The sequence below is a fragment of the Christiangramia sp. LLG6405-1 genome, from assembly GCF_045055805.1.
GTDB lineage: Bacteria > Bacteroidota > Bacteroidia > Flavobacteriales > Flavobacteriaceae > Christiangramia.
This window is the reverse complement of the sequence record NZ_CP159330.1, coordinates 2,772,002-2,790,912: the sequence shown is the minus strand read 5'-3', so window position 1 is coordinate 2,790,912 and position 18,911 is coordinate 2,772,002. Positions and strand designations below refer to the sequence as shown.

The 18,911-nt window shown below is 37.0% G+C and carries 12 protein-coding genes; all 12 read left to right on the top strand.

Annotated elements, in window-relative coordinates; genetic code table 11:
• A complete protein-coding gene (locus ABVM50_RS12805; protein WP_405198922.1) occupies nt 1-987 on the top strand; it encodes an FAD binding domain-containing protein in 987 nt (328 codons plus the stop codon).
• 1 nt (nt 988) lies between these two features.
• Nucleotides 989-3,202, top strand: coding sequence for a xanthine dehydrogenase family protein molybdopterin-binding subunit (locus tag ABVM50_RS12800; RefSeq protein ID WP_405198921.1), 2,214 nt, complete (start codon nt 989-991; stop codon nt 3,200-3,202).
• Between the two features lie 282 nt (nt 3,203-3,484).
• The gene (locus ABVM50_RS12795) at nt 3,485-4,816 is read left to right on the top strand and encodes a phage integrase SAM-like domain-containing protein (RefSeq protein WP_405198920.1); all 1,332 of its coding nucleotides are present in this window, start codon (nt 3,485-3,487) and stop codon (nt 4,814-4,816) included.
• Nucleotides 4,817-5,165: 349 nt separating this feature from the next.
• Nucleotides 5,166-7,988, top strand: a complete 2,823-nt coding sequence (locus tag ABVM50_RS12790; RefSeq protein ID WP_405198919.1) for a TonB-dependent receptor domain-containing protein — start codon at nt 5,166-5,168, stop codon at nt 7,986-7,988.
• 60 nt (nt 7,989-8,048) lie between these two features.
• Entirely contained in the window at nt 8,049-9,221 is a 1,173-nt protein-coding gene (locus tag ABVM50_RS12785) for a hypothetical protein (RefSeq protein WP_405198918.1), read from the top strand.
• A gap of 209 nt (nt 9,222-9,430) precedes the next feature.
• Nucleotides 9,431-10,129, top strand: a complete 699-nt coding sequence (locus ABVM50_RS12780; protein WP_405198917.1) for a response regulator transcription factor — start codon at nt 9,431-9,433, stop codon at nt 10,127-10,129.
• A gap of 250 nt (nt 10,130-10,379) precedes the next feature.
• Nucleotides 10,380-11,258 (top strand): mechanosensitive ion channel family protein, encoded by an 879-nt coding sequence (locus ABVM50_RS12775; protein ID WP_405198916.1) that lies wholly within the window; start codon nt 10,380-10,382, stop codon nt 11,256-11,258.
• 198 nt (nt 11,259-11,456) lie between these two features.
• Nucleotides 11,457-12,131 carry a response regulator transcription factor gene (locus ABVM50_RS12770; protein WP_405198915.1) on the top strand — a complete coding sequence of 225 codons (675 nt, stop codon included), beginning with the start codon at nt 11,457-11,459 and terminating at the stop codon, nt 12,129-12,131.
• 120 nt (nt 12,132-12,251) lie between these two features.
• The gene (locus ABVM50_RS12765) at nt 12,252-13,397 is read left to right on the top strand and encodes a sensor histidine kinase (protein ID WP_405198914.1); all 1,146 of its coding nucleotides are present in this window, start codon (nt 12,252-12,254) and stop codon (nt 13,395-13,397) included.
• A gap of 122 nt (nt 13,398-13,519) precedes the next feature.
• Nucleotides 13,520-14,107, top strand: a complete 588-nt coding sequence (locus ABVM50_RS12760; RefSeq protein ID WP_405198913.1) for an HD domain-containing protein — start codon at nt 13,520-13,522, stop codon at nt 14,105-14,107.
• A 27-nt stretch (nt 14,108-14,134) separates the two neighbouring features.
• Nucleotides 14,135-14,452: a hypothetical protein gene (locus ABVM50_RS12755; RefSeq protein WP_405198912.1), complete on the top strand. Its 318-nt coding sequence runs from the start codon at nt 14,135-14,137 to the stop codon at nt 14,450-14,452.
• A 102-nt stretch (nt 14,453-14,554) separates the two neighbouring features.
• Entirely contained in the window at nt 14,555-18,910 is a 4,356-nt protein-coding gene (locus ABVM50_RS12750) for a CusA/CzcA family heavy metal efflux RND transporter (RefSeq protein ID WP_405198911.1), read from the top strand.
• The last annotated feature ends 1 nt before the right edge of the window (nt 18,911 follow it).

Sequence of the window (18,911 nt, the reverse complement as noted above, 5' to 3'; positions counted from 1 at the left end):
ATGAATAATATTTCCTACAAAAGAGCACAGAGCGTGGAAAACGCGATCGAACAAATAGGTTCTAAAGAAGAGAGTAGCAGATTTATTGGTGGAGGAACTAATTTGCTGGACCTTATGAAATATCGGGTTGAGAATCCTGAGCATTTAATTGATATCAATCATCTGGATCTTTCGAAAATTGAAAACTCAGATTCTGGAGGTTTAATATTGGGAGCGACCAAGACCAATGCCGATACAGCTTATCACGAACAAGTAGAAAAGCGATATCCACTACTTTCTGAGGCTATGCTTTCTGCTGCTTCAGCGCAGTTACGGAATATGGCGACCAATGGCGGGAATTTATTACAGCGTACCAGATGCTTCTATTTTTATGATACTTCAACGCCCTGTAACAAGAGAGAGCCTGGAAGTGGATGTTCCGCATTAGAAGGGTTTAATCGTTTGCACGCGATCCTTGGAGAAAGCGAGCATTGTATCGCAACGCATTCTTCAGATATGGCGGTAGCGCTTGCGGCATTAGATGCAACAGTTCATATTAGTGGAGCTGAAGGTGATAGGACAATTGCCGCGACTGACTTCCATAAACTTCCTGGTGACACCCCTCATATAGAAACCAATCTAGAACCGGGAGAGATCATTACGGGAATTGAGCTTCCAGAAAAAGGTTTTCCTAAGAACTATCATTATTTGAAGGTCAGGGACAGGCCGTCTTATGCTTTCGCTTTAGTTTCAGTGGCTGCCGCAATTGAACTGGAAAACAACACGATCAAGGACATTAGAGTTGCTTTGGGTGGAGTTGCACACAAACCCTGGAGAAAACCTTCCGTAGAAAAAGAGTTCATTGGAAAAGAGACAAATACGGAGAATTTCGAGCAATTAGCGAATAAACTTACTGAAGGTGCTAAAGGATACGGTGATAATGATTTTAAAATACCACTGGTAAGAAAATCTATTATAAGAGCATTAACAGAAGCAATGAACAAATAGCATGATAGCAGATACAAAATATATAGGAAAACCTACCAGAAGGGTAGATGGCATAAAAAAAGTAACAGGGAATGCCACATATAGCGCTGAATTCAATCCTGAGCATTTAGTACATGGATATATTATTAATAGTACTATTTCCAGAGGTAAAATTGTTGCTATTAATGATAAAGATGCTTTAAAAGTGCCGGGAGTTCGACAGGTATTTACCCATGAAAATATACCGGAAGAAGTAAAGATCGATTCAGATTATACAGATCCTCTGGCTCCTCCTGGTAATCCATTCAGACCATTTTACAATGAAGACATTCTATATAACGGACAGCCGGTCGCATTAATCGTTGCAGATACTTTTGAAACTGCCGCTTATGCAGCCGGACTGGTTAAAATAGATTATGAAAAAGAAGAAGGTTGCGAAGTTGATCTTAAAGCAAATCTTCAGAATGCAACCAGAGAGGATGTTCCTGAACCACCAGAGCCTAGAGGTGATGCTGCCGAAGCTTACGATTCTTCGAAACATAAGGTAGATGTTGAATATTATTTGCCACGCCATTATCAAAATCCTATGGAAACTTTTGCGACAGTAGCGATCTGGAATGAAGAGGAGCAGGGCTTTACCATTTATGATAAAATACAGGGAGTTGGAAGCAGTCAGCAATATATTTCTGGGATCTTCAATCTGGAAAAAGAAAAGGTCAGGGTTTTATCTCCTTTTGTAGGTGGCGGATTCGGGTCTGGTTTAAGACCACAATACCAGCTATTCTGTGCGGCGATGGCCTCAAAAGTCCTCAATTTGCCAGTGAAGGTTGTAATGACCAGAACTCAGATGTTCAGTTTTGGACACAGGCCTGCCTGTTTACAGCGATTAAAATTATCATCTGATGAATCGGGTAAACTGAAATCAATAAATCATGAGGCATTTGGAGAAACTTCAAGGTTTGAAATGTTCAACGAGACAGTTGTCGATTGGTCTGGAATGATGTACCAGTGTGATAATGTGAAACTTGATTATCAATTGGTGCCTTTGGATGTCTATACGCCTATGGATATGCGAGCACCCGGAGGAGCTACTGGAATGTATGCGCTGGAATGCGCTATTGATGAACTTGCAATTGAAGCTGGAGTAGATCCACTGGAGTTCCGTTTAATAAATTATGCTGATATTGATCAAAATGAAGGGAAGCCTTATTCCAGTAAAGAATTAAGAGCTGCTTTTCTCAAAGCATCTGAAAGTTTTGGCTGGGATAAAAGAAATGCAAAGCCTGGAAGCATGCAGGATGGTAATAATCTTGTTGGTTATGGGATGGCCACCGGAGTTTGGGAAGCTTTACAGCAGGAATCTTCAGCAAAAGCAATATTAACTTCAGAAGGGAAACTTACAGTAAGTAGTGGAACGGCAGATATTGGTACGGGAACGTATACGATAATGTCCCAGATTGCTGCAGAAATTGTTGGCATTCCATTGGAAGATGTAGAATTCCAGCTTGGAGATTCTAGTTTGCCGAAGGCTCCAATTGAAGGGGGATCCTGGACTGCATCTTCAGTAGGTTCAGCAGTAAAACTTGTGTGTCATGCGCTTCAGAAGAAAATATTTGGATACGCTCAACAGAGTTTTCCAGAAGAGTTGAAGGGTGCGATGTTCGAAGAGGCAGAGTTCAGTAATAGACATCTAAGCGTAAAATCTACCAGACTTAGTTATTCTGAAATATTAGCTGCATCCGGTCAGAAATCTGTGGAAACAAGCGTTAACTCTCAACCCGCAGATGATCGCAGTAAGTATTCCTGCTACTCCCATTCCTGTGTAATGGTAGAAGTACATGTAGATAAGGATACTAAAATGATCACGGTTCCCAGAGTTGTGAGTGCGATAGCCGGAGGTAAAATACTTAATCCTAAGACAGCTGAAAGTCAGATCCTGGGTGGGATCACCTGGGGAATAAGCATGGCTCTTGAGGAAGAAGGAATGATGGATAGTCGTAATGGCCGAATCATGAATGCGAACCTTGCAGAATATCATGTTGCAGTACAGGCAGATATTCAGGATCTTGAAGTGATCTTCGTGCCGGAACATGATGAAATTGTGAATCCGCTGGGAGCTAAAGGTCTGGGTGAAATTGGTATTGTAGGAGTTGCTTCTGCAATTTGCAATGCGATCTACAATGCTACTGGTAAACGTGTGAGAGAATTACCAATCACACTGGATAAGTTAGTGTAGATCAGGGAATAGAAAAATGATAAAAAGTAAAAAGGGATTTCGAAAATACGAAATCCCTTTTTTTGTAGCGAGACCGAGATTTGAACTCGGGACCTCCGGGTTATGAAAATATTCTACGGAACCTATAAAAACAGCTAATACCTTTGAAAATCAATTATTTGCATATTATTTAATTTTATATAATAGTGTTTAAAACGGTTTAAAATCAACTTATTCTGTACTTATTCTGTACTAGTTTTTTTATATAATTCATTATCTTACAGTGTATTAAATTCTAATATTATGGCAAGTGTGAAAATTGTTTTAAGGAAAAATATGAAAAAGAAAGATGGGACAATTCCTCTTGCATTGCGAATTAGCGAAAACTATAAGACAAACTATGTCTGGCTGGGACAATACGTTTTTGAAAAAGATTGGGATGATATTAACGGCAAAGCAAAAAGAACTCATCCTTATTCTAAAATGTTGAATAACTTTTTAATGAAAAAAGTGACGGAGGTAAACGATATTTATCTTAATACAGAGAGAAGGATTTCTCCAAAACAAATTAAACAAAAATTAAAAGGCCCTAATGGTTTTAAATCATTTTTTGCCGTCGCAAGTGACCATATTCAAAATAAATACGATAATGGTGTCTTTTCAGTTGCCAAATCACAGCTGTCAATACTTTATAATGTTGAAGAGTTTATAAAACTAAAAAATTCTAGAAGTAAGTCAAAAGTTATTAAAGAAATCAATAAACGTCGCTTAAAACGTATTAGTGATGCTAGGAGATCTCAATATCACTGGATGGATGGTGTAGAATATTTTAAAAATAATAAAACTCTTACATTTCGGGATATTGATGAGTCTTTTATAAAAAAATATAAGACGTTCTGTTTTTCATATTTAAATCAAAAACCAAGAACCATAACAAATCAACTTATTTTTATTAGGACTCTTTTCAACATTGCTATAAAAGAAGGTGTAATCGCCGAAAAATATTACCCTTTTGCTGGTGACAAGGAAAAAATTAGAATTGCAGAAGGTAACAAAATAGGATTGAATATCGAGGAAATTGAGAAGATCGAATCTCTAGATTTAGAGAAGTTTACAACTATTTGGCATACGCATAATATCTGGTTGTTTTCCTTTTATTTTGCTGGTATGCGAATATCGGATGTAATAAAATTAAAATGGTCTGATTTTAAAGATAATCGATTGTATTATGTCATGGAAAAAAATGGGAAACCTTTGAGTTTAAAAACTCCTGATAAAGCTAGGATAATAATTGATTATTATCGCCCAGATAAAAAAATAAATAATGGATATTTATTTCCTTTCTTACGGGAAGTAGATCAAACGCAAGCCGAACAGATTTATACGCGAACAAAAAGCACTACTAAACTTCTCAATAAATATTTAAAAAGAATAGCGAAACTCTGTGGCATTGATAAAACATTATCGAATCATATAGCCCGTCATAGTTTCGGAAATATCGCCGGAGACAGAATCCATCCTTTAATGTTACAGAAATTATACCGACATAGTGATTTGAAAACCACTTTAAATTATCAGGCAAATTTTATCCACAGAGATGCTGATGATGCTTTGGATAGTGTTATTAACTTTTAAATCTGGTTCTAGATTTCCAAAATTTCTATTTTAAAAATTGTTCAAAATCAAAGGATCTTTCAGGTTTACGCAGGCTTAATAGGGAGTTAACTCAAACATAATATTGGGTTTTTGAGTTGATCTCTAAGGATTGATTTAGTCCCTTTAAATGGCTTGAATCTATTGAATTTACTGATGTTTTTTAATCTTTTATAATCGATTTCGCCGAGTCAAACTCGTTAAAGGTATTAGCATTAAATAGCCTGAATCCACTTCAAAATATTCTTCCTGACTACTATTAAAGATTTCCTTAAAAGTTGCTTACAATTTGCCCGATAGTTTCGAACCATAATTTAAAAAACAGGCAAAGTTGAAGCAGTTTTTCACGTATACTTATATCACTTTTCAGGCATCTTTCGCTCGAAAAAATTTCTCATTTTCAAAGTACTCTTTATTTATACTTATTGTTTGCATAAGCTCTATTGGTTTTGCCCAGCAGACTAAAGGTTCTATTATTGGTTTAGTACAAGACAAAGAAATAAATAAAGAACTTTTACCTTTTGCAACTATACTTGTTAAAGGAACTTCTAAAGGAACAACTTCAGATTATGATGGGTTGTATTCTTTAGAGAATCTTGATCCCGGTTCCTACACCTTGGTTTTTAGTTTTATAGGATATGAATCGATAGAAGTTCCAGAAGTTAAGGTATTAGCTGATAAAGTAACCGAAATTAACGTAGTACTCGGCGCAAGTGCAGCGGCACTTGATGAAGTTGTTGTAAAAACAGTAGCTCGAAGAAATTCGGAAGTTGCCTTATTATTAGAACAAAAGAAAGCCGTTTCTATTAAGACAGCGATAGGATCAGTAGAACTAGCGCGTAAGGGAGTGGGTGATGCTGAGGCAGCCGTTACCAAAGTATCTGGGGTCAGCAAACAGGAAGGGGTTAAGAATGTTTTTGTTAGAGGTTTAGGTGATAGGTATAATTCTTCAACACTGAATGGACTTCCTCTGCCCTCTGAAGATCCTGAATACAAGAATATCGCCCTTGATTTTTTCAGTTCGGATATCATAAACAGTGTTGGTATCAACAAAACATTTGATGCGGAAATTTACGGTGATGTGGCTGGGGCCAATATTGATATTGTGTCCAAAGAACTTTATGGAAAAGATGATTTAAAGATTAAAATCGGGAGTGGTTTCAACACCCGTGCCGTAAATCAGCAGTTTTTGACTATAGATGGCGCTACACCTCTTGGATTCGGAATTGACAAAAATGTACCGATTACCAGTTTGGGTATATACGATTTCAAAAATTCCTATGGACCGAATTCTCAAAACCTTCAATTAAACAATTCTGTTTCCCTCCAATTGGGCAAAAAGTTCGCTTTTAACAATAATGATTCTTTTAGTGCCCTCATCATTGGTAGTTTAGATAATCGCTATGTCTATCAAAATGGCAATACTAAAGTTATAAATGCTCAAGGCCTACCATTACGTGACTTGAATTTTTCCAAAAACAATTACAATGTTTCTCAAATACTTATGGGGAATTTTGTATATCGATTTGATGAAAAAGGATCTATTACCTACAACTCATTATATATTCACAACAATACGCAATCGGTTGGTGATTACATCGGTCAGTCCGCTAATATTTCAGAGGAAGAAGGTGATTCAGCTTTTATTAGGAGGCAACAGGTCAACAATAACAACCTATTCGTAAACCAGTTATTATTCGATTTTAGAATTTCTGAAAGATTGGGTTTAAATGTAGATGCCGGGTATAATATTACTCGTGGCAATGAACCCGATAGAAGGCAGAACACTTATGTTTTTGATGGTACAAACTATGAGGTAGCAACTGGCACACCTAGTTACAACCATCGTTTCTTTTCGGATCTTTCAGAAAATGAAGTTACAGGCAAAGCCTACTTCGACTACAAGGTAAGCGATGATTTAGAAGAAGCAAAAAAAGGCAATCTTAGAATTGGGTATAATTTCAGAAAAACAGACCGAAATTTTAATTTTCTACAATTCAATCACGACTTCCCATCGCCTACCGTTGTAGATGTTAACAATCCAGATGGCCTATTTAATCACGAAAACCTGTCCAATGGTACTTTTCGTTTAGTAACAAACAATGGTTTTAGTTCAGATTTTGATCCTCTGACCCCCTTCTTTTACGAAGGCACAAAAACAATCCACGCTGGCTTTGCGCAATTTTTGTACTCTTTTACTGATGATTTATCCGCAATTGCGGGAATTAGGTATGAGAATGTTAACCAATATGTAAATTGGAACACCAACCTATCGTCTAGTGAGTTTGATTTAAATGTAGATCCTTCAACTATAATTAAAAACTATTTTCTACCATCTATAAATCTCAAATACAGCATATCCGAAAGCAGCATTTTCAGGTTGGCAGGAAGCAAATCCTATACATTCCCTCAATTTAAGGAGGTGGCCCCATTTTTATATGAGGATGTGAACTTTGCCAGTTTTGGTAATCCAGATTTAAAACCTTCGGACAACTACAATGTTGATATTAAATATGAATATTATTTGAGCTCTGATGAAATCATTTCCTTAACAGGATTCTATAAGCGTATAATAAATCCTATCAACAGAATACAGGTAAATTCAGCAGCGAACCAATTATCTTATATCAACTCTGGTAATAAAGCAGATGTCGCGGGTGCAGAGCTGGAAATTAGAAAAAATATATTCGATAAAGAAAGTGTTGATGGAGAAACTAAAAACAGTCTTTCCGCTGGGCTAAACGCCTCTTATCTATACTCAAATCAGGATCTATCTGATCCTTCCACAAATTTCACAAACCAGGAAGATCAATTAGAAGGTGCTTCTCCCTTTCTTCTGAATTCGGACCTTACCTACCGATTAAAAAAATCAAATTCTAATATAACAACTTCCGCAGTTCTTAACTATTTCAGCGATAGGATTTACTCCATCGGGGTTCAACAAAAAGGAAATATCGTTGAGACCGGCATTCCAACATTGGACTTCGTGGTGAGAACAGAACTGGGAAAAAATTTAGGGCTCAATTTTGCCGCAAAAAATGTACTTGATCCTACCCTGGAGCTTACCCAAAAAGACGTGAATGGAAATAAGATAGTCATTAACAATTTTAAAAAGGGAATTGTTCTTTCCATAGGCATTAACTATAAATTTTAATCTTAAATCAATAATTAATCTTTAAATCAAAAAATGATGAAAAAAACGAGAATTTTTTTAATGAGTCTAGCTGTTACGGCGCTACTTACTTCTTGCTCGAAGGATAGTACCACAGATCCAAATCTACCAGTTGCTCAAAAGGATGGTCAGATTACCGCACAGGATGATCCCGATTTGGACCCTACCGACCTCAAGGGAGATGTTACGGCCAATGTGACTTTAACTGCTGACCAAACCTGGTCGTTATCAGGCTCTTTGGTGGTTAAGCCGGGAGCGATTTTAACCATTGAACCGGGAACAAGAGTAGAAGCCCAAGCTGGCGGAACAAACGTGTTTATTGCAATAGAGCAAGACGGAGAAATTAATGCTACAGGAACCGCTTTAAATCCAATTACTTTAACATCTGGAGCTTCAAATCCAAGACCTGGCGACTGGGGAGGTTTGATTATAGCGGGTAAAGCACCCATAAATCTAGGCGAAACAGCTACAGCAGAAGTTGTAGGCCTTACTTATGGAGGAACCGTGTCAGATGATTCTTCAGGAGCTATTAAATATGTCATCGTGGAATATTCTGGTGCAAGAATAAACGGAGAGCAAGAATTTAACGGGTTCACGTTTTATGGTGTGGGAAGCGGTACGGTTGTAGATAATATCGCTGCCTATAATGGTGATGATGATGGTATTGAATTTTTTGGGGGAACTGTGAATGCGACCAATATATTAGTAGTGAACGCAAAAGATGATATGTTCGACTGGACTGATGGTTGGACAGGCACGGCCGCAAATCTATATGGCATACGTGAGTATGGATATAATGATGTTACTTCTGATCCACGAGGAATTGAGGCAGATAGTAATGCCGACAACAATGATGCTTCTCCAAGGGCAAACCCAACTATTTCAGACATTACCCTTTTTCATCAATCTACAGTGGAACTTTCTGATATGATAAAAATTAGAAGGGGTAGTGCTGGGACAATAACCAATGCCCTGGTGGCCATTATTGCCGCAGATGGACAAAGCGCAGGAACGGCAGCAGATTTTATCGATTTGACAGATAGTGCAGGACCTGGATCGCCATTGTTCTCTATAAATGTAACAGACGTGGGGGAACTTGATGCAACAGATATTAAAAATGATGTAGGGGCAACGATTAATGTCGTTGATGGAAATACCGGAGCTGACGTTTCGGCATTTGCCTGGACTGGATATGCATTTCCTAGTATCAATTAATAAGTCAATATATAGAGAATCCGTTGAAACATTTGCCTTTAGAACTTAGGAAGAAATTAAATTCATTTTTGTTTTTATTTAATTTTTGAATTAGCTGTTAAAAATTTGATTTTTAGAGTCTTTTGAACGGATTCTCTTTTTTTATATGTTTACTTTTTTTCGGATTGACCCGAATCTATACTGAAAAGTCTCTCATTATTTTCTAGCTTATGAACAAAAAGGAGTTAAAAATTTTGTTAATAGACGATGATACGGAAATACTTGATTTACTCAGTATTATTCTGAGATCAGAAGGCTATGAGATACATACAGCGAAAAATGGTAGGGAAGGCTTAATCAATGCAAAATTATTAAAACCGCATCTCATTATCTTGGATATTATGATGCCAGGAATGGATGGTATGGAGACGTGTTTTGAAATAAGAAATTCAAAAATACTTAAAGATACGCTGGTCGCATTTTTAACTGCTAGGGGAGAAAATTATTCCGAAGCAGCCGGGTTAGACGTGGGGGCAGATGATTATATAACCAAACCTATAAAGCCAAAAGTTCTTCTTTCACGTGTTAAAGCCCTTCTCCGAAGATTAGAGACTACGGAGACAACAAATATCCGTATGTCTGAATATATAATGACTCGAGGAGATATCGTTATAGACCGAGAAAAATACCTGGTCTATATGCACAATGAAGTAATAGACTTGCCAAAAAAAGAATTTGAGCTTTTATCACTTTTAGCATCAAAGCCAGATAAGGTTTTCAGCCGAGCGGAAATACTTCAAGAAATTTGGAAAAATGATTTAGGTGTCCAGGTTAGAACAATTGACGTACATATTTTAAAACTACGCCAGAAACTCGGATCAAATCATTTTAAAACCCGTAAAGGGGTGGGATATAAATTTATTGAGTAGCTCAATCAGGTATTATTTGTTCTACAAACACCATGTAGCTAACTTTTGATTGACTAATAATTGTCTTAAGAATCGCTGACTTTATTTGCTCAATTCTCTGAAATTTATATTTTTTTCAAAATCAAAACTTGTAAAACGAATAACTATTTAAGTAGTCAATGGCTTCTAAAATTAGCTTGACCACTATGGAAATTATTTTTCATTTATCAGACATTTAGAAAAATATACTCCATTAATAAAAAAAGACACCTTGAAAGATTTTTTTGATATATCGAAACAAGAGGCTTTTCTGCTTTTACAGATGCTTGCAATTGTATTAGTTACCTTAATAATTTACTACTCATTTAACCATTTTATTGAAAAATTGATAAATAGGCAAATGAGAAAAGACAGTTTCAATTCCACTAGCGCAAAGTTTTTGCAGAGAATAGTACGTGTCTTAATTGTTTTTATGGGACTTGCCTTTGTCATTTTGACTATCCCCGATTTAAGAAGTATCGCCACGACAGTTCTAGCCGGTGCAGGCCTTCTGGTGGCAGTAATTGGTTTTGCCTCACAGCAAGTACTTTCCAATTTTATCAGTGGAATAATGATTGTTTTTACAAAGCCCTATAGATTGAACGATATGGTCTCTGTAAGAGGAAACGACGGAGTCGTCGAAGATGTTACCCTACGTCACACGGTTATACGTAATTTTAGGAATAGGCGTGTCATCATTCCCAATTCTATTATGAGCAATGAAGTCATTGTCAATTCAAATTTTGCGGAGGACATCTGTTGTGAATGGATAGAAATGGACATTTCTTACACTACAGATATTTCAAACGCAAGAAAGATAATGAAGGAGGAAGTAATAAAGCACCGTTTGTTTATAGATCATAGGCAAATGCTCGGAAAAAGCAAGGATGATGATATTGCACCGATTCGAGTGATTACTGTGGGTCAATTTTCAATAACATTGAGAGCGTGGGCCTGGGCCGCAAATCCTGGCAATGCTTTTGAATTAAAATGTGAGCTACTGGAAATCATTAAAAACCGATTTGATAAAGAAGGCATAGAAATACCTTATCCTTATAGTAATATAATTTTTGATAAAAAAGATGATCTGAAAATTATAAACCAAACTTAAGTATAATTAAAATTTTAGTTAGGTTATATAATTGTGCGTAGAGGTCAATTCGATTTGGGAATGCTACTTTCATTTGTCTTAAGATTTAATGTTTAAATTTATTGAATAAGAATGAATAAAAAAGTCCTGGAAGGGGAAGGAATGTAAAATGTATTTTATCCTTCCTTTCCCTAGTCAGGCACAATACAACAGAATTATATGAAATTATTAATAGCCGAAGATGAAATAGAACTGCAACAAACCATTACCCGGTACTTAAAACAAGATGGGAACGTTTGTGAAGTAGCATCGGACTATTATGAGGCGCTTGAAAAATTAGATATTTATGATTACGACGTTATAATACTTGATATCAACCTTGTTACCGGCAGCGGTCTCGATTTATTAAGAAAAATTAAAAAAGAGCACAAAAAAGCAGCTATCATTATAGTCTCGGCGAATAATTCACTGGAAGACAAACTTTCGGGGCTTGATCTAGGTGCAGATGATTATATTACTAAACCTTTTGATTTGGCCGAATTAAATTCAAGGATAAAGGCCGTATTAAGACGGGGGAAATTTGGAGGCGAGGATGTTATTACCTTCAACGAAATTAAAATCAATACATTAACTAGACTTGTATATATCAATGACAGAACCGTTGCATTGACCAGAAAGGAATATGATCTGCTGATATTCTTTATAACAAATCAAGCACGAGTGCTTTCTAGAGAGATCATTGCAGAACATTTATGGGGCGATGATAGTGATCTTTTAAATAATTTTGATTTTGTATATGTTCATATAACCAATTTGAGAAAAAAAATAGGTGTCAACGGGCCAAAATACATCACGTCTGTTTATGGTAGCGGTTATCGATTTATGGATGAATAATTGAAAAATAGCAAACGAAAAATAAGGCTTCTCAGAAAGGCTTCAAAGTCCTTCTTGCTTACCAGTTCAATTTTATTGTTGGCGAGTGCCATTGTACTGTTTTTTTTGACGAAATATCTTTTGAAAAATGAAGTGGAGGAAGAGCTTGTGTCAGATCAGGAAAATATTGAGAACATAATTTCAAATACTAACTCTCCGGTCAACGTACCCCCTATTATTGAAAGCGAAAAGGTTGATTTTCCTCAATCTTCCAAGTTCAGTGACACTTTAATTTACAATTCAAAAAAACAAGAATCGGCACTCTTTAGGCAGTTATCCGAAACAAAACTTATCAATGGTCAATATTATAAAATTACCGTGCGTGATATGCTCATCGATACGGACGAAATTATAATGACCATTGTACTCACATTCCTGCTTATAATTCTATTAGTATTCATCTTTCTGTTTTATCTGAACAAATCCCACAATGCAAAATTATGGATGCCCTTTTTCTCATCTCTTGACAAATTGAAGAAATTCTCACTTACGAATGGCGAGACTATTGCATTTGAAGAATCTGAAATTGTTGAGTTTGAAGAATTAAACAAAGAAGTACTTATTCTAACCCAAAAAGTTCAGACCGATTATCAAAATTTGAAGCAATTCACGGAAGATGTTTCTCACGAAATGCAAACCCCTTTAGCCATTATAGGGACCAAAATTGAAAGTTTTCTGAATGAGGCCTCCATCAAAAACAAGGAGTTCTTACAGCTATCTTCGCTTAAAAACGATATCAATAGATTAAAACAATTAAATAAAAAGCTCATTTTACTCACAAAACTTGACAATGAGCAGTTCTCAAATATTGAAATAATAGACATAAATGAGGAATTGGATGAATTGGTCTTAAATTTTCGTGAGCTTTCGCCGACGCCAATAAGTTATGAACCTTTAGATAAAATCGAAATTGAAGCGGATAGACATCTAATCCATATTCTTCTAAATAACTTGATGACCAATGCCATCAAATACTGCATAGATGAAGGTAACATTTCTTTGGTTACCAAGACTAGCAGCCTTATCATATCCAATACGGGTCATCAGGCCATAAAAAATCCTGAAAAACTTTTTAATAGATTTTATCGGGAAAATAAACAATTCAAATCCACAGGATTGGGCCTGGCGATCGTAAAAAAAATCTGCGAGCGCTACGACTATGACCTTACCTATTATTTTGAAAGAAACTCGCACCACTTCAAAATCGACTTCCTGAAAACCTTCTGATTCCCAACTTAAAACTTCCTTACAATTCTGTTTATATGTTTGTCTAAGAAAATTAGAACGAACGGCGGAGGATTTCGCCATATATGAAATTCTCTGGTCGTTGAAAAGAAATCATAAATAGGATGATTACAGATTTAGACAAAGTATATAGCCACTGTGAATTCTTATTCAGTCAATCTACAAAAAGAAACTTACCGTTTCACAACTTTCTACATACCGTTGAAGTTTTGGAATATTCAAAAATTATTGCAATAAATGAAAATGTTACACCCGAAGAGTTTAATCTAGTTTCCATTGCAGCTTTGTACCACGATACTGGTATCACAGAAACTTATCAAGGTCACGAAGCAATGAGTGCTCAGTATGCCCAGTTATATCTGGAATGGCTTGGTTTTTTAGAAACTGATATTCTCACCGTTGTTTCTTGCATACAGGCCACGAAAATGCCTCAAAATCCCAAATCCAAATTACAGCAAATTATTTGTGATGCAGATCTGGCTCATCTGTCTGCGGACAATTATCTCTATAAAAACAAACTCCTTAGAGAAGAATGGGAAACCGAATTAGACCAAATATATTCAGATAAGGAATGGTTGGGTATGAATATAGATTTTTTAAAAACCCACACCTATTTTACTTCTTATGGGAAAAACGTTTTAAGTACAGGTAAAGAAAGGAATATTGAAAAATTAAAAAAAAAGTCTCATTGATGGACTATGTTGAATAATATGAGCATTGTGAGAAAAACACTTAAATATTTTATTCCCTTGGTTGGCCTACTGTATTGTGCGGCTGTATTTGAGGTTGAAATTGTGGGTAATCATCATCAAACTTTTGGTGATGAATATGATACTTATACTAAATCCAATTTTCGAGATTTTAATAGTCCTTCAAATTCCCTGAAAGATTATCATTTTGATATGGGCATTTTTCCTCTCGCATTGGTTTCCATTGAAACCACATTTATGGAAGACTTGTCCGCAACATTAAAAGTTAATAGGTATTCGAAATATTTCGATAAGCTTTTTATTAAGAATTGTACTTGGTTAATCTAGTCAATTACCGCTAGATCTGCTTCCTCGTCGAGCTAAATTTTCTAAAATCATCCTTCAGATAATAGGCTCATCTCCGTCAGTTTTTAATTAACAATATTATTTATGATTGATAAAATCATTGCTTTTTCCGTAAGGAATAAGCTAATTATAGGTTTGTTCACTTTAGTGTTATTGGGTTGGGGCATTTATTCCGTCACTCAAATATCCATAAACGCCGTTCCAGATATTACCAATAATCAGGTTCAGGTAATAACTGTTTCACAAAACCTGGCAGCCCAAGAAGTTGAACTATTCATAACACAGCCCATTGAACTATCCCTGAATAACCTACCTGGCGTTCAAGAGATCCGTTCAATCTCCCGTTTCGGACTATCTGTTATAACAGTTGTTTTTGAAGAGGATATGGGCGTTTACAAGCCCCGGCAACTGGTTTCAGAAAAGCTTAAGGAAGCACAGGAAGAAATCGGTGCAAATCTGGGAACGCCCCAAATGGTTCCTATTACAACAGGTTTAGGTGAAATATACCAATATACGGTGGAAGCCAAACCGGGCTATGAAGACAAATATGATGCAACGGAACTTAGGACTATTCAAGACTGGTTGATCAAAAGACAGTTATCGGGAATACAGGGTATAGTTGAAATCAATTCCATAGGTGGCTATTTAAAACAGTATGAAATTGCCGTTGACCCCAATAAACTAAATGGTTATGATCTTACCATAGCAGATATTTTCAAAGCAGTTGAAGGAAACAACCAAAATACGGGTGGCAGCTATATCGAAAAGGGCCCGGACCTCTATTACGTGAGAGGGCGTGGTTTAGTTACTTCACTTGATGATATACGAAAGACAGTTGTAACCAACAGAAACAATATCCCTATAACCATCGGGGATATTGCCAAAGTACAAATAGGGCACGCAACAAGGTATGGAGCAGCCACCATAAACGGTACTGGTGAAACAGTAGTAGGTGTGGTGATGATGTTGAGAGGTGCAAATTCCAATAATGTTATAGCCGATGTGAAGACCAGAATTGCAGAAATTCAAAATAATCTTCCTGAAGGGGTGGTTATCAAGCCATTTTTAGACCGTACCAGATTAATTGCCAAAACTACCAGTACCATAGAGGAAAATCTTTTGATAGGTGGATTGATCGTCATTTTTGCCTTGGTCTTTCTTTTAGGCACTTGGAGGGCTGGATTAATAGTCGCTTCTATCATCCCTTTATCCTTACTGTTCGCTTTATCAATGATGAATGCTTTCGGGGTTTCCGCAAACCTGATGAGCCTTGGGGCATTGGATTTCGGGATTATCGTAGATGGCGCGGTCATTATCGTGGAGTTTATGGCCGTAAGTCTCGCACAAAACAATGATAAGCTTCAAGAACTCACAGGTTCAAAAAGAAGGGAAAAACTTGATGATATAGCCATAAAGTCATCTGGACGAATGATGAACGCTGCCACCTTTGGACAAATCATTATACTTATCGTTTTTATCCCCATACTCACACTACAAGGGGTTGAAGGTAAAATGTTCATTCCAATGGCGCTTGCCTTTGGCTTTGCAATTCTTGGTGCAATGATCCTGTGCCTTACTTATGTCCCTATGGTCTGTGCCCTTTTTCTATATGGTAAATCCGCTGGAAAAAGAAACGTTGGCGATAAGTTTATGGATTGGTTGGATAGGACGTCATATCAGCCTTTAATAAAAGGTGCACTGAAATTTAAAGCGATCGTAATTACAGGTGCGTTGTTACTACTCGTTCTTGCCGTTATAATCTTCAATAATATGGGCGGGGAATTTATACCAAAATTACAGGAAGGAGATTTTGCTCTGGAAGTCCGTATGGCTCCCGGGACTTCTTTGGAAGCAATGAAAAAGAATATGGGAAAACTGGAAACTATCCTTCTCGATAATTTCCCCGAAGTAGAAAAGGTAATTACCAAAATCGGTGCTGCCGAAGTCCCAACCGATCCTGCGCCTATTGAAGGAGCCGATATTATGGTAGCCCTAAAACCGCCTGGCGACTGGAAACAAGATCAAACGTATGAGGAGTTGGCCACTAAAATGAATGACGCATTGGCCGTAATCCCAGGGATCTCTATTGAGATTTCACAACCTATAGAAATGCGGTTTAATGAACTATTGACTGGGGTAAAATCAGATTTGGCGATAAAAATATACGGAGAAGATTTAAAGATACTTCAGGAAAAAGGGAACGCAGCTGCATCTATCATCAGGAACATCAACGGTGCCGCTGATGTCAGGGCAGAACAGGTGTCTGGTTTGCCGCAAATTGTGGTTGATTATAACCGGGACAGGATGGCCCAATATGGATTACAGATAGTCGATGTCAATACTTTGATAAGTTCTGCGCTTGCCGGAGCTACGGCGGGACAGTTTTATGATGGTGAAAAACGGTTTGATATCGTCATTCGGCTGAAAGAAAACTTTAGGGAAGATATTGAATCCATACAAAACCTATATGTGCCATTGCCATCGGGTGCAAAAGTCCCGTTAAAGGAAATCGCCAATGTTCATTTTGAAGAAGGGCCCAATCAAATTTCAAGGGATAATACATATCGCCGTATCGTTGTGGGGGTTAATGTGCGTAACCGTGATGTACAGACCCTTGTTGACGAAATCAAGCAGAAACTTGACAAAAATCTTGGACTTCCTCCTGGTTATTATGTCACTTACGGAGGGGAGTTTGAAAATCTGCAACGCGCATCGAAAAGGTTGTCAATTGTTGTGCCGGTAGCATTGGCAATGATTTTCATAATCCTTTTCATCAGCCTTCGGTCTTTTAAGCAGACTGTACTCATCTATACTGCTATTCCATTTGCAGCGGTGGGTGGGGTCTTTGCCTTATGGTTAAGAGGGATGCCTTTTAGTATTTCCGCCGGGATAGGTTTTATTGCCCTCTTTGGGGTGGCCGTTTTAAATGGTCTGGTATTGATCTCCTACTTAAATGATTTAAAAGCGGACGGTGTTACCGATATCAAGGAAAGGATATTAAAAGCTACCCGATCGCGTTTACGACCTATTTTTTTAACGGCTGCAGTAGATATTCTTGGCTTTTTGCCGATGGCCATATCCACAGGTGCCGGTGCTGAAGTGCAAAGGCCGCTCGCAACGGTCGTGATAGGCGGTCTTGTTACCGCAACTTTGCTGACGCTGGTATTGCTTCCTATTTTCTATTCATTCTCCGAAAAGCCATTTAAAATGCCAAAACTGTTCCTTTTACCCTTAATACTGTTGCTTGGACTTTGCTTTCCAAATTCAGTAAGCGCCCAAACAACAGATTCCCAATTGCAAGTCTTAACATTAGATGAGGCAATAGATGGTGCATTAAATAAAAACCCAGGTCTTGAGGCCTCATCGCTTACCATCGAGCAAAAAGAAAAGCTTGAGAAAACTGCTTTCAATATTCCCAAAACATCAATTTATACTGGTAAGGAAGAAGTAAATCCAAATACATCAGAAGCGGTTCAATCTGTGATCGGAATTTCCCAATCCATAGAGTTTCCGACGGCATATTTCAATAGAAGAAAGTTGTATGAAAAGGAAACCGATTTGGCAAAGGCAAATTATACGTTGGATGAATATCAGTTAAAAAAGGATGTATCCAAAGCCTATTATAATTGGGGGGTGTCTCTTGAAAAACGGCAGTTTTATAAATATTTAGACAGTGTCTATAGCCGGTTTTATGAAGCGGCTGTTTTGCGCTTTGACACTGGGGAAGCATCCAGTTTAGAGAAGCTTACAGCTAAAGGAAAACAAGAACAGGTAAGGCTACAACTTGAGAAAGCGCAGGCAGATTATTCCTCTTATAAGAATAATTTGGAGCGTTGGATGAATCAAAAAATTTCAGCCCAAACCGTACCACAAGAAATAAAGAGCGGGGCATTACCTATTTATTCCCTTTCAGACTCTTTGCCGAAAACAAATCCTCTATTAGAGATACAGGAGTCCCAAATTGAATTATCCGAAAGGGAAATTAAATTACAACGCTCACAATTTTTACCAGATTTTAATGCTCAATATGCCAAACAACAAGTGAACGGAACAAGTGGTTTCTATGCGTGGCAAGTAGGGATTGATATTCCCCTTTTCTTTGGATCACACAGAGGTAAGATTCAGGGTGCCAAGATGAACAAGGATATTCAGGAAAGAAGATATCAAGATCTGCAATTACAATTAAACTCTTCTTACAATAATTTATTGATTCAAATACGTCAACTACAAAGGCAACTTGAATATTATGAGAATGAAGGTCTTCCACTAAGTGAACAACTATTGAAAAATGCAGATCTCCTATTCTTCACGGGTGAGATAGGATATGTAGAGTACATTCAAAATATTGATAGGGCTGTAGAGATTAAAATTTCTTGGATGGATACCTTATTGAACTACAACGAAACCATTTTAGAGCTAAACTATTTAACAGGTAAATAAT

Excerpts from the sequence above, each read along its gene's own strand:
- ABVM50_RS12805 (WP_405198922.1), top strand. The coding sequence starts at position 1 with ATGAATAATATTTCCTACAAAAGAGCACAGAGCGTGGAAAACGCGATC.
- ABVM50_RS12800 (WP_405198921.1), top strand. The coding sequence starts at position 989 with ATGATAGCAGATACAAAATATATAGGAAAACCTACCAGAAGGGTAGAT.
- ABVM50_RS12795 (WP_405198920.1), top strand. The coding sequence starts at position 3,485 with ATGGCAAGTGTGAAAATTGTTTTAAGGAAAAATATGAAAAAGAAAGAT.
- ABVM50_RS12785 (WP_405198918.1), top strand. The coding sequence starts at position 8,049 with ATGAGTCTAGCTGTTACGGCGCTACTTACTTCTTGCTCGAAGGATAGT.
- ABVM50_RS12780 (WP_405198917.1), top strand. The coding sequence starts at position 9,431 with ATGAACAAAAAGGAGTTAAAAATTTTGTTAATAGACGATGATACGGAA.
- ABVM50_RS12770 (WP_405198915.1), top strand. The coding sequence starts at position 11,457 with ATGAAATTATTAATAGCCGAAGATGAAATAGAACTGCAACAAACCATT.
- ABVM50_RS12760 (WP_405198913.1), top strand. The coding sequence starts at position 13,520 with ATGATTACAGATTTAGACAAAGTATATAGCCACTGTGAATTCTTATTC.
- ABVM50_RS12750 (WP_405198911.1), top strand. The coding sequence starts at position 14,555 with ATGATTGATAAAATCATTGCTTTTTCCGTAAGGAATAAGCTAATTATA.